Source organism: Paenibacillus algorifonticola (genome assembly GCF_050481745.1).
GTDB classification, from domain to species: Bacteria; Bacillota; Bacilli; order Paenibacillales; family Paenibacillaceae; genus Pristimantibacillus; species Pristimantibacillus algorifonticola_A.
Map to the genome: position 1 here is coordinate 24,060 of NZ_JBCNGR010000046.1, position 13,014 is coordinate 37,073.

9 protein-coding genes are annotated in these 13,014 nt (G+C 51.1%); 1 reads left to right on the plus strand and 8 read right to left on the minus strand.

What is annotated here, in order from left to right:
* Window positions 1-7: 7 nt before the first annotated feature.
* The 4 genes from parE to ABEW34_RS29560 are packed head-to-tail and all read right to left on the minus strand — an operon-like array spanning window position 8 to window position 4,800.
* Window positions 8-1,978, minus strand: coding sequence for a DNA topoisomerase IV subunit B (gene parE, locus ABEW34_RS29545; RefSeq protein ID WP_430164689.1), 1,971 nt, complete (start codon window positions 1,976-1,978; stop codon window positions 8-10).
* Window positions 1,979-2,034: 56 nt separating this feature from the next.
* On the minus strand, window positions 2,035-3,021 hold the full coding sequence (locus ABEW34_RS29550) for an ABC transporter permease (protein ID WP_430164691.1): 987 nt from the start codon (window positions 3,019-3,021) through the stop codon (window positions 2,035-2,037).
* Window positions 3,014-3,973 (minus strand): ABC transporter ATP-binding protein, encoded by a 960-nt coding sequence (locus ABEW34_RS29555; RefSeq protein WP_430164693.1) that lies wholly within the window; start codon window positions 3,971-3,973, stop codon window positions 3,014-3,016. The genes ABEW34_RS29550 and ABEW34_RS29555 overlap by 8 nt, the downstream gene beginning before the upstream one ends.
* Before the next feature lie 14 nt (window positions 3,974-3,987).
* Window positions 3,988-4,800 (minus strand): GDSL-type esterase/lipase family protein, encoded by an 813-nt coding sequence (locus tag ABEW34_RS29560; protein ID WP_430164696.1) that lies wholly within the window; start codon window positions 4,798-4,800, stop codon window positions 3,988-3,990.
* A gap of 104 nt (window positions 4,801-4,904) precedes the next feature.
* On the opposite strand from ABEW34_RS29560, the gene ABEW34_RS29565 reads away from it, so the two are divergent.
* Entirely contained in the window at window positions 4,905-5,672 is a 768-nt protein-coding gene (locus ABEW34_RS29565; protein ID WP_430164719.1) for a TylF/MycF family methyltransferase, read from the plus strand.
* A gap of 112 nt (window positions 5,673-5,784) precedes the next feature.
* Here the strand turns inward: ABEW34_RS29565 and purT are convergent, their stop codons facing one another.
* The 4 genes from purT to ABEW34_RS29585 form a co-directional block, all read right to left on the minus strand.
* Complete coding sequence (gene purT, locus ABEW34_RS29570) at window positions 5,785-6,966, minus strand: formate-dependent phosphoribosylglycinamide formyltransferase (protein ID WP_430164699.1); 1,182 nt, start codon at window positions 6,964-6,966, stop codon at window positions 5,785-5,787.
* Between the two features lie 143 nt (window positions 6,967-7,109).
* A complete protein-coding gene (locus tag ABEW34_RS29575; RefSeq protein WP_430164702.1) occupies window positions 7,110-8,939 on the minus strand; it encodes an ABC transporter ATP-binding protein in 1,830 nt (609 codons plus the stop codon).
* Window positions 8,939-10,720: an ABC transporter ATP-binding protein gene (locus tag ABEW34_RS29580; RefSeq protein WP_430164704.1), complete on the minus strand. Its 1,782-nt coding sequence runs from the start codon at window positions 10,718-10,720 to the stop codon at window positions 8,939-8,941. The genes ABEW34_RS29575 and ABEW34_RS29580 overlap by 1 nt, the downstream gene beginning before the upstream one ends.
* A gap of 475 nt (window positions 10,721-11,195) precedes the next feature.
* Window positions 11,196-13,014, minus strand: a 1,819-nt coding sequence (locus tag ABEW34_RS29585) for a dynamin family protein (protein WP_430164707.1), incomplete at its 5' end; no start/stop codon positions are given.

The following is a 13,014-nucleotide window of genomic DNA, read 5'->3' on the forward strand; positions in this document are numbered from 1 at the left end:
TTGCCTCCTATTCCTCATATTCCGCAAAATCAACATTTTCCAAAATCCAGCGCTTGCGTGGATCGACCTTGTCGCCCATAAGCGCAGACACACGGCGCTCCGCCTTCGCAGCATCCTCGATCTGCACCTGCAGCATCGTCCGCGTCTCCGGATTCATCGTCGTTTCCCACAGCTGGTCCGGATTCATCTCGCCAAGTCCTTTATAGCGCTGAAGCTCAAAGTTTTTGCCGAATTCCTTTAAATAATTTTGCAGCTGCTCATCCGTCCATGCATAACGCACGGTTTCCAGCTTGCCGGATTTCCGCGTCAGCTTGTAAAGCGGCGGCTGAGCAATATATACGCGTCCGCTGTCAATGAGCGGCTTCATATATCGATAGAAAAACGTCAGAAGCAGCACCTGAATATGGGCACCGTCCGTATCGGCATCCGTCATAATAATGATTTTGTGATAGTTGCATTCCTCGGAATCAAATTCCGGGCCTACGCCTGCGCCAATCGCGGCGATAATCATTTTATACTCGTCGTTTTTCAAAATATCATGCAGCTTGGCTTTCTCCGGATTCATCGGCTTGCCCTTGAGCGGCAAAATCGCCTGATGCTTCGAATCACGCCCCTGCTTGGCCGAGCCGCCCGCCGAGTCGCCTTCGACGATAAACAGCTCATTGCGCGTAACATCCTTCGATTGCGCCGGCGTCAGCTTGCCGCCAAGATTGGAGCTTTCGCTCTTCTTCTTGCCGCTGCGCATATCTTCCCGCGCCTTGCGCGCCGCTTCCCGCGCCCTGGAAGCCTGAACGGCTTTCTTGAGCAGCAGCTGGGCGACCTGCGGATTTTCCTCGAGAAACACTTGCATTTTCTCCGTTACAATGGCATCAACGACGCCGCGTGCAGATGCGCTGCCGAGCTGGTCCTTCGTCTGGCCGACGAACTCTACCTCAGACATCTTAATGTTGATGACCGCCATCATGCCTTCGCGCAGATCATTGCCTTCCAGGTTTTTGTCCTTTTCCTTCAGCATCGCGGTTTTGCGGGCATAATCGTTCATAACGCGCGTATACGCGGTTTTGAAGCCCGTTTCATGCGTACCACCGCCGCGTGTAGGAATGGCATTAACGAAGGAGGCCAGTGTTTCCGTATAGCCATCATTGTACTGAAGCGCCACTTCAACCTCGATATCCTCACGTTCGCCAGTAAAATGAATGACATCATGCAGCACCGACTTGTCCTCATTGAGAAACTCGACGAACTGGCGCGCACCGCCTTCATAGTGGAAGATATCTAGCTTGCCGCTGCGATCATCCTTGATCGTCACTTTCAGCCCCGAGTTGAGAAAAGCGATTTCCTGCAGCCGTTCTGCCAGCGTATCGTAATTCAGCGTAGTTCCCGTCTGAAACACGCGTCCATCCGGCTTAAATGTAACCTTCGTGCCTGTCCGCGATGTCGTGCCTGTCACAACAAGTCCCGTTGTCGGCTCGCCGACATGCTCCTTGCCATCCGCATCTACCCAATATTCGAACCGCAGCTTATGTATTTTCCCATCACGGAAAATTTCCACTTCCAGCCATTCGGATAGCGCATTCGTTACCGAAGCGCCGACGCCGTGCAGGCCGCCTGATTTTTTGTATCCCCCGCCACCGAACTTTCCCCCAGCGTGAAGGATCGTAAATACAACTTGCGGCGTTGGAATTCCGCTTTTATGCATCCCTGTCGGAATGCCTCGTCCATTGTCATAGACGGTAATGGAGCCGTTTTTGTGCAAAGTAACCTCAATGGCGGAACAAAATTTCGCCAAATGCTCATCGACAGCATTGTCGACAATTTCCCAAACCAGATGATGCAGCCCTGAGCTGCTCGTAGAGCCAATATACATTCCCGGACGTTTCCGGACGGCTGTCAAGCCTTCAAGAATCTGTATATCATCGGCCTCATAATTCCGATCCGCGGCCGGTGCTTGAGTAAAAACTTCTGTATGCTCTGCCATATGCGCCCCCCTTATCTGCAGCACTTGTTACATGGTTACCGTATCTTCAAGCTATTTTAATTCAAGATGTCCTGTTTAGTAAAGACGCTGAACGAGACAATAAGCCCCGCAATCGCCCAAATCGCAAGCACGATAAGGGAAAAAGAAAATGACATGCCCTCAATCGGCGGCGGCGAACCTTCCAAATATGTCGGTAAATTGAGGTTCACGGCGAATAAATATTTGGCATTCTCCCATGAGGAGGACATGCTCGAAAGGATCGTTCCCGCAATAACGGAAGCCATCATAATGACCATGCTTGCCGCCGTGCTTCTGACAAGAACCGATACCATCAAGGCGAGAATCGCTACCGTCATGGCGGACAGCCATACGAGTCCCGTCTGCATAAGCATGTACAACCACTGAGGAACAATGTGCACAAAGCTCGTGTTGACCTCGCTGCCGTTAATCGTAAAGCCGGTAAAGATCGGCAAGCCCCAGCCTCCATAGCCGAAAAACATGCCCGATATCAAATAACAAAGCAGCACCATCACCCCGACAAGCAGCGATACATAAAGAGTAAGCGCCGCAAGCTTGCTAAGGAGTACCTTCCATCTGCGAACCGGCTTGGTAAGCAGCATTTTGATCGTTCCTGTGCCGCGCTCGCCAGATACAAGGTCAGAACCAATGGTCAATACGAGCAGCGGAATAAACAACCCTACCGCATTATTCATAAATTCCCGCGTAAAAGTGACGCCATTCGGGCTGCTAGGATTGACATCATGGTCCAAATAATATTGGAGCTGCTGCACCGCAATGCGCTGCTGCTTTTTCCATTCCTCAGGAATTCGATTGCTGGACAGCCTGTTTTGCATATCCGTAATTTGCTGCAGCACCTCGTTGCGCCAGTCGGCAAATTTGTCTTTATTGTTCTGGGCTACGGTTAACTGAGCATACGTGAACATTGGAATAATAACAAGGAGAACAAGGACAATGACGAGAAACCTTCTTTTTTTCCACATTTTCAAGGTTTCATTTTCAATAAGGAGCAGTAGTTTATGCAAGGCTTTTCCCCTCCGTCATGTTCAAAAACAATTCTTCCAGTGTAGGAGCGGCTTTGTGCACCCCTTCTACGCTAATGCCTGCTGCCACCAGCCGGCTCACGGTGTCTGCAATATCCTCCAGCGGCATCGTTGTGACGACTGCCCCCGGCATGCTGGCAAGCACGCTTTCATCAATACGGTGCTCCTCTTCGGGAACGATAGCTGCCTTGCCGCCTTGCAGCAGCAAAGCAATCCCCTGCTCGCGAGGCTCCAGCTGCCATAATACATACGTTCCAGCCTGCTGCACCAGCTCGTCCACCGAGCCTACGGCCAGCACTCTGCCCTTGTCTATAATGGCCACTCGATCGCACATCAATTGAATTTCACTGAGCAAATGGCTTGATATGAACAGGCTGATGCCTTCTCCAGCAAGCATTCGCACAAATGCCCTCAGCTCCTTGATGCCAAGGGGATCCAGCCCATTCGTTGGTTCATCAAGAATAAGCAGCTTTGGACGTCCAAGCAAAGCTTGGGCAATGCCTAAACGCTGCTTCATGCCGAGCGAATATGTTTTGACTTTCTCATGAATGCGCGGCGTCAGGCTGACGATTTCGACGACCTCGCTAATTCTCGCCTCATCCACAGCATCAAGCATATTGGCAAAATACTGCAAATTATCCCACCCCGTCATATAGCCATACATTTCAGGGTTTTCTACAATGCTCCCGATATGACGAAGCGCCTGCTCCGGCTGCTTCTGGACATCATGTCCGCAAATCCGGATTTGCCCTGAGGTTGGCTTAATAAGATCGACCAGCATGCGAATCGTCGTCGTTTTGCCAGAGCCATTAGGTCCGAGAAAACCAAAAATTTCACCCGCCCGCACCTCAAAGCTGACATCGTGAATAATTTGCTTGCCGCGAATTTTTTTGCTTAAATTTGTCACTTGCAGCACTACATTCGACTGTTCCATAGCGCCTCCTTCTGCTACAACGCCTGCACGACCCGCTGCGCAATTTGTTTGTAACCTTCATGATTCGGGTGAAAATGGTCTGATGACAAGTAGCTGCCAATTCGTTCCTCAAACAAATCGAATGTCGGCACCATCGTCATATTCGAGTATTCATGCAGCATGTCATAGGCTTTCTCGTTCCACTTCTGAACCTCCAAGCTGCCATCCCGCAGCTCTTCTATGTCAAAAAACGGATTATAGAGGCCAATATAAATGACGCGGGCATCCGGATTAATCCGGTGCAGCTCTGAAAGCACATTATCGAGCCGCTTTAAGCCGTCCTCAAGCCCTTTCTCTACCTGTGCGAGCGACATGTTTGGTTCAACTGTTGCAGCAGCATTGGAAGCCACAGTGCCCTGCAGCGATTGAAACAGATCGTTGCCGCCAATCGTCAGCAAAATGACATTTGCCTGCTGAAGCGCATAAGCAATGCCTCTATCCGTCTTTAAATTTACCGCAAGCTGGTCGGCGCGCAGCCCGCTAATGCCCAAATTGTTGACGAGTTCCGCCTGCTTGTCCGGATCAGCAGCCAAGCTGTCTACGACCTGCTTGACATAACCCCCGCCTGACGAATCGCCAACCCCCTTGGTCAGAGAATCACCTATCGCGACAATGCGAAGCTGATTTTTCTCAGCCGTCTGCTCCGGCAATGCCGTAACCTGCGGCTGTACAGATACAGAAGGAAACAGCTGATCCTTAATGGCATAGCCAATACCAACGAGCATCAATATCGTGATCAATAGGGAGCAGGCGCCAATCATAATGCCTAATCTTTTGGATGAACGCATCGCTTGTCTCTCTCCTTTTTCACAATCATTTACAAATTAAAGGCAATGTATAAGTTTTTTGCGTCAGTGGTCGTACACACAAGCCATTTTCAAACTTGACTCATATTCTTACGTTAACCATAAAAAAGAAAAGGACTGTGATTATGAGCAATAATACACCAAAAGAGATGTATTTGGAAATGTTGAAAAAAGCAATATTATTTGAAATTTGGCTCGAGCATGAGCCTGGCGCTACGAAGGAAAATCGCTTTCAAGGCCTAGATTGGCCCCTTATTGCACATAGTATGATCGGGCGTATTCGCATGAACCATTTGCATCAGCTTATGAATGCCGTCATCAACAACAACATTGAGGGCGATTTCATTGAAACAGGCGTATGGCGCGGCGGAACCTGCATATTCATGCGCGGCTTCCTGAAAGTAAATGGCATAACGAACCGGAAAGTGATCGTCGCCGATTCCTTTGAAGGGCTGCCAGCGCCTGAGGCCCGCTGTCCGATCGACGAAACCTCGAAATTTCACGAGCAGGACTTTTTGCGCGTTTCCTTGCCTGAGGTCGTCAGCAATTTTCAAAAATATGATCTATATGACGATGGCATTATCTTTCTTAAAGGCTGGTTCAAGAATACGCTGCCGACGGCGCCAACGAATAAAATAGCTATAGCACGCCTCGATGGCGACATGTACTCCTCGACGATGGATGCGCTGACCCATCTGTATCCCAAAGTAACCATCGGCGGCTTTATCGTCATTGACGACTATTCCATCGGCTATTGCTCCGCTGCCGTAACCGATTTCCGCAACGCCAATCATATTACCGATCCGCTCGTCCCGATAGATTCAACAGGCGTGTACTGGAAAAAAACAAAATAGGCAAGGTGAAACGGCCGAAAGCCGCCTTCTGGCGGGGTGGCGCGTTTCCAATATTTCGGGAAAAGGGCTGCTGCGCCCATACGATAACTGGACGCGGCAGCCCTTCTGCAGCTTATTCTTCGTATGTAATATGCAGCAGCTCCGCCGCTTGGCGCGCCGTTTCCCGTGCCTGCTCTACATCAGCAGCCGTGCTGAGCGCAACAGCCATCCGGCGGCCGACTTTTGTCTCCGGCTTGCCGAATACCCGCACCTGCGTATGCGGCAGCGCCAGCGCTTCCTTCACGCCGCCAATTCGGAACTGATTGCTTTCGCGATCCGCTTTGAGCGTGTGCGAGGCACCTGGCGACAGCAGTCTGATCGTTGGAATCGGGAAACCCAATACAGCGCGAACATGCAGTGCAAACTCTGACAAATCCTGCGTCGCCATCGTAACCATGCCTGTATCATGCGGACGCGGAGAAACCTCGCTAAACAGCACGCCATCCTGCGTAAGGAACAATTCAACCCCATAGAGGCCATAACCGCCCAGCTCTTCGGTCACTTTGCGGGCAATTTCCTCCGCCTGCTCGATTTGCTCAGTACTCATCGCATGCGGCTGCCACGATTCGATGTAATCGCCATCCTTCTGTACATGACCAATAGGTGCGCAGAAGCTTGTTCCTGATACGGAGCGAATCGTAAGCAGCGTAATTTCCGACTCAAACGTAATAAAGCCTTCGACGATAATCCGCTGCTTCTTCGCGCGACCGCCTTCCATGGCGTAGCTCCAGCAAGCTTCAATTTCCGCTTCACTGCGGCAGACGCTTTGACCTTTGCCAGACGAGCTCATGATCGGCTTAATGACACATGGGAAACCTAGCGCTGCTGTCGCTTCCCGCAGCTCCTCCAGCGTATCGGCAAAACGGTAGGCGGCCGTCGGCAAACCAAGCTGCTCGGCAGCAAGGCGGCGAATGCCTTCCCGGTCCATCGTCAGCCACGCAGCGCGGGCCGTTGGAATGACGCGGAAGCCCTCCTGCTCAAGCTCCAGCAGCGTTTCAGTTGCAATCGCTTCAATTTCCGGCACGATGTAGTCTGGGCGCTCCTGTTCAATGATTCGTCTAAGAGCTGCTCCATCAAGCATATCGACCACATAAGAGCGATGAGCAACCTGCATCGCCGGCGCGTTCTCATAGCGATCTACCGCAATCGTCTCAGCGCCGAGCCGCTGCGCCTCGAGTGCCACCTCCTTGCCAAGCTCTCCTGATCCCAGGAGCATAAGCTTGCGCGACGCTCCGGACAATGGTGATCCATACATAATAAAAAGAACCTCCTGGAAGCAAACCGGATAATTGTCGGCGACTGCCCCTGCAGGGCAGCGATTCCGTTTCCGAATTGTTTTTTCTTCCATTGTGGAGGTTCCTGCAGCAAAAATCAAGACCCTGATCGCTTCGATTCGACTTAAGCCGACAAGAAACGATATTGGGCTTCAATCAGCCCATTGTATATGCCCTTTTTGGCAATGAGCGTTTCGTGCTTGCCCTGCTCGACGATGCGACCGTGATCCAATACGATAATTTCATCGGCATTGCGAATCGTAGACAGGCGATGGGCAATCATGAAGGATGTTCGTCCAGCAAGCAGCGTCTTAAGCGCCTCCTGGATTTTCAGCTCCGTATCGGTATCAATGCTTGCTGTCGCTTCATCGAGAATGAGAATGCGCGGATTCGCAAGCAACGCTCTGGCAAAGGAAAGCAGCTGACGCTGGCCCATCGACAAAATGTTGCCGCGCTCTTCTACTTCCGTATCATAGCCATCCGGCAAATTCATGATGAAGTCATGGGCATGAACCGCTTTAGCCGCTTCTACAATATCCGCATCTGATGCATCAAGTCTGCCGTAACGAATATTGTCGCGAATCGTTCCCGAGAATATAAACGTATCCTGCATAACGATTCCGACTTGGGAGCGAAGGCTATCAATCGTGACATCGCGAATATCCTTGCCGTCGATCTTCACGCTGCCGCTTACGGGATCATAGAACCGGCAAAGCAGGTTGATGATCGTACTTTTGCCTGAGCCCGTATGCCCAACGAGAGCGATAGACTGTCCTGCCTTGGCTTCCAGGCTAATACCCTTAAGTGCTTGGCGCCCTTTTTCATATTCAAAAATAATGTTGTCAAATACGACGTCGCCGCGAATATTCGGCAGCGCCTTTGCTGCGCCCTTCTCGTTTACCGTTGGCTCTTCATCGATAAATTCAAAAATGCGCTCTGAAGATGCCATTGCAATAAGCAGCTGGGAATACATTTGGCCAAGCCGGTTAATCGGGTCCCAGAAGTTGCCGATATAGTTGGCGAAGCCGACGAGCAAGCCGATTGTAATCGCACCTTGCTGAATCAGATGGGCACCGTACCAGAACAAAATAAATGTTCCGATAGCTGACGTAATTTCAATAACCGGACCAAACGCTTGGTTGAGCGCCGAGGCCTTATTCCATGATTTCACATTGACCGTATTCATGTAGTCAAAGAAACGCATATTGTCTTTTTCCTGAACGTAGGCTTGCGTTACTTTCATCCCCTGGATGCTTTCGTTCAAGTGGGCATTAATTCGCGACTGCTTCATCCGGACGTCCTGCCAAGCAAAACGTATCCGCTTGCGCAGCGCAGTCGAAACGATAAACATGAGCGGTACCGTCACCATAATCGCAAGCCCCAGCTTAAAATTCCAGATCAGCAATATGACAACGATCCCCAGCAGCTGCACGCAGTCCATCAGCAAGTTGACGACACCGTTTGTAAACAAGTCCTGAAGGGCGTTAACGTCATTCGTAATCCGCACTAGCACGGAGCCTGCCGGACGCTTGTCGAAGAAGCGGAAGCTAAGCTTCTGGATATGCTTGAACAGATCATGCCGCAGGTCATAAATGACCTTTTGCCCAATAATATTCGTATATTTGATCCGGTAGCTGTTGGCAGCCCATTGCACCACATACAGCAAGAGCATTAAGCCGGCATACAAGTACAGCTTTGGCAAGCTTGCCGCGCCATCAGCTGGCTGTATGGCCTCGTCAATTGCGAGGATGACGAGTGCGGGAGTAGCGAGCCGCGTCAGCGTGCCAATGATCATCATGAAGATAGCCGGGATCAGCTGGCGCTTATAGGGCTTCATGTAAACGAACAATCTGCCCACCTGGACCCAGTTAAACGGCTTCTCGATCGCATCATCATCTTTGTAAATAAAACGTTCTTTTTTATCATATTTATCCGTGCCGGATGTGCTGCTCATTATAACGCCCCCTCCTTCCGCTGCGCGCCCGCCTGCTCAAGCTCTTCGAGCGGAAAGTCGGCGTATTGAATTTTGTAAGTATCACGATAAGGGCCGGGCTGCGCAAGCAATTGCTGATGCGTGCCGCGCTGCACAATTATGCCTTGATCCAACACAATAATTTCATCGGCATGGCGCAGCGAGGAAATGCGGTGGGCAATTATGAATGTCGTGCGACCCGCCATCAGCTCCTGGAAGCCCGCCTGAATTTCATGCTCCGTTTCCATATCTACAGCGCTCGTAGCGTCGTCCAGAATGAGAATATGCGGGTTTTTAATAAGGGCGCGGGCAATCGCGATCCGCTGCTTCTGTCCGCCGGACAATCCCATTCCTCTTTCACCTACAATCGTATCGTAGCCTTCCGGCATTTCCATAATAAAATCATGCGCCTTCGCCAGCTTCGCTGCCCGTTCAATTTGCTCATCCGTTACATCCTGCATACCATATGCCAAATTCGTGCGGATAGAGGCCGAGAACAGGAACGTTTCCTGAAAAACAGGAGCCATCTGTCTGCGCAGGCTGTTCACGTCAATGTCCCGAATATCCATGCCATCAAGCGTAATATTGCCCTCTTTCACATTGTAGGCGCGCATGAGCAGCTGGATAACCGTCGATTTTCCTGAGCCTGTAGCTCCTAGAAAACCGATTACGGAGCCCGCTGGGGCATCAATCGAAATATTCGTTAATGCCGGAGCATTGTCAGGATAATTAAACGTTACGTTGTTGAAACGGACATGCCCTTTGACCAATTGCTCGTCAAGCACGATGGCATGTTCGAGGTTTTTCACATGGACATGCTCGTTCAACAGATTCAGCACCCGTTCGCCAGAAGCTTTGGATTGCGTATAGTTGTTAATATGGAACCCAATGCCCCACATCGGGCCGATAATGTACCAAGTTAAGCTGAAAAAGGCAACCAACTCGCCTAGCTTGAGCTCTCCTCTAATGACGAGCATTCCACCTGCTAGAAGCAGAATGACTGCGCTTATGTTGGCGCATAATTCCATAATAGGGAAATAACGAGCCCATATTATTGCAGCACCGATCTGATTCGTCTGATAAGCTTCATTTTTCACTGAAAATTTGTTCACTTCATGCGGCTCGCGGGCAAAGGATTTTACCGTGCGAACACCCGTAATGTTTTCTTGAACGGCCGTCGTCAGGCTGCTGAGCGCGCGGCGCATTTCTTGAAAGGCCGGGTGGATTTTGCGCTCGAAGCGCAAAGCCGTGAACACGAGCAGCGGGATCGTAACCAATGTAATCAGCGTCAGCTGCCAGTGGATGGACAGCATCATCGCTCCGCCGAATACGACCATCAGCACTACGTTCAAAATTTGGGCAAAGCCAAAGCCGATAAAGTTGCGAATCGCTTCCAAATCCGCAGTCAAACGCGACATAAGATCGCCTGTTTTCGCTTTGTCATAATATTGAAAAGATAGCGATTGCAACTTGTCATAACAAGCATTGCGAAGCCTAAAAGCTACTCGGTTGCCGAGCCTTCCTCCGAAAAAACCATGTAAAAATTGCATTAATCCCTTTAACGTCACAACCCCCACAACGGTTAGCGCTAACGCTGGCACCTTGCCATACTGCTCTTCTTTAATAACATCGTCGATTAAGATGCGAAGCAAATTCGGATAAACGAGTCCGAGCGCTGTCGCAAACATCAGGCAGACGATGGAGGTCAGAAGGAATTTTCGTTCGACCCAGTAAAATCGTTTGAGTTGCCTAAAGACGTCCAAGCCAATCCCACTCCCTGTTCTTTTTTGTAAGCATGAATGAATATTATCAGCATCCCATGACAGGAGCAATCTGAGTAAATTTCCGTATATTACATTGAACCAGCCGATTAAGGCAATTTGGAAACACTAACTAACTTATGCTCAAGTATCGTCTTAAATCATCCCTAAAGTGTGCGTCTTACGCCATTTTTGCACAAAAACACACAAAACAAGCCTGAACAATTTTTTATGGCTTGGCCGCAAAAATAGACTTTTAACTGCTACAAAGACGGTTTTCGATACATATGCCAATAAATGGGTTGATCCAGAAGCGGAAACGGCTGTCGCCGTCCTCTGGCGGCAAAGCTGGCTTTTCGAGGGTATAATATATGACGCTTACAAGTGAAACTTATACGCGGCTTCGCTAAATAAAAAAAATGCTTTCAGCAACTGTTATAAGTCGCTGAAAGCATTCAGACTATTATTAGATGAAAGCTTATGCAATTGTTGCGCTATGAAGATGAATCAATTGCTTATGCAGCTCGCGCAATTGACCTACATCCGCATTGTCCGCTAGCGAGATGCGCTTGCCCTCTACATAGTTGACAACGTCTTGCTGCAGCTGCTCGCCTGACTGCTCGGCGTACTTTTTCCAAAGCGCACTGTAGCGTTCGGTCCACTGTCCGTTCAAGGCAGCCATCCACTGCTGAAGCGATGGAATGAGCTGTGCTTCAAGCTCCTTGCGCAGCTGCCCTTTTCCGTCGCCTTCGAAAAACTGCCGCGGCGATTTAAAGCGGCTCCACAGCCATTTTCCAGTAATATCCGTCGTCGTCCAATCGACGTCGATTTCCGGAGTAGGAATGACCGCCGTCTCATACGGGATGGCTTGATAGCCCGCCAGCAGAGAGGCAAGCTCCGACGCACAGCTGTCAAATTGCTTGCGCAAAAGGCTATTCAAAATCCGCTCCAGACGCAGCGAAGTCGCTTGCAGCTCCTGCGCCAGCTCCATCTGAATTTGCCGCTGCAAATCAAGCCAAGCCGTCCAAATCATTTTCTTCAAATCGCGACCATCATCCTGCAAGACAGAAGGATTAAAGGCGTAGTTGTAAAATTCTCCGAATCGAAGCTGCTGACGCTGTACGACATAATAGAGCAGCTCGCTTAGCTCCTGTGCCTGCTGAGGCGGCGCCTCGCTGGATCGGTAGGCTGCTAGCAGCAGCTGTGCCTGCTCTTGCAGAGCAGCCAGCTGGCTGCGCTCCTGCTCTCTGGTAGCCGCATCGCCTGCAGCACTGTTCAGCCAGCCATTTACGGTAGCCGCCGCCCTGACAATTTCCTGCTCCGCTGCGTCGATTGCAAGCCGTCCTAAATCCTCACTCACAAAATGCAGGAAGGAGCGCTCGAACGCGTCAATGCCTGAGCGCGCTAGCAGCTCACCATTACCGCTTTGCTTCGCATCGAGACCATCCAAGCTTGAAACCGGATAGAGACGCGGCAAGCGAATGCCGTGCTGGAGCAAATTATGCTCCACATGCTTCAGGACGCCCGCAAGCTCCTCCTGATCGGCCGCCAAATCAGCCGCATTGACGAGGAAAAACATTTTATCGAGCTCGAACTGGTCCTTGACCCTTCCCAGCTGCATAAGAAACTGACGGTCTGCCTGTGAAAAAGCATGGTTGTAATAAGTGACGAACAGTACAGCGTCGGCATTTTTAATGTAATTGAATGCAACGCCCGTATGGCGGGCGTTCACGGAATCGGCTCCCGGCGTATCCACGAGGACGATGCCCTGCCGCGTCAGCTCGCAATCGTAATAAAGCTCGATTTCGCTGACGTAGCAGGAACGCGATTCCTCCGCTACGAAGCGTTCGTATTCCGCCTGTGAGACGGTGAGGCGCTGGCCAAGCAGCGCCTCATGCACTTCCCAGCCTGCGCGTGCAGCACGCAGGAAGCTGTAGTGCGGCCGCCCGCCGGCGTGAATCGCATCCGGCGACAGGCGGTCGATCGCGCGCATAAGAGCGGCAGCGTCCGGCAGCGCAGCGTCAGAAGCGTCTTCGCCGAGCAAAGCGAGCGAATAGCGCAGGTCTTCCAGGACGGCGTCACGGGATTTCATGACGACGCCTGCCGTGCCATGCTCGTGGCCGGAAGATGGCGGCACGAGACGGTTGATCGCCGCCGTCGTCGGATTCGGCGACACCGGCAGTACCGGCTCGCCAATAAGCGCATTGGCGAGCGAGGATTTGCCCGCGCTGAACGCTCCGAACAGCGCGATTGTGAACCGGCTGCTGCGGAGCCGGTTCGCCTTGTCCTGCATCGCC

Bases quoted from the DNA above. Each gene is read 5' to 3' on its own strand.
- ABEW34_RS29560 (WP_430164696.1), bottom strand. From the start codon at position 4,800: ATGCGTTCATCCAAAAGATTAGGCATTATGATTGGCGCCTGCTCCCTA.
- ABEW34_RS29575 (WP_430164702.1), bottom strand. From the start codon at position 8,939: ATGAGCAGCACATCCGGCACGGATAAATATGATAAAAAAGAACGTTTT.
- ABEW34_RS29555 (WP_430164693.1), bottom strand. From the start codon at position 3,973: ATGGAACAGTCGAATGTAGTGCTGCAAGTGACAAATTTAAGCAAAAAA.
- parE (WP_430164689.1), bottom strand. From the start codon at position 1,978: ATGGCAGAGCATACAGAAGTTTTTACTCAAGCACCGGCCGCGGATCGG.
- purT (WP_430164699.1), bottom strand. From the start codon at position 6,966: ATGTATGGATCACCATTGTCCGGAGCGTCGCGCAAGCTTATGCTCCTG.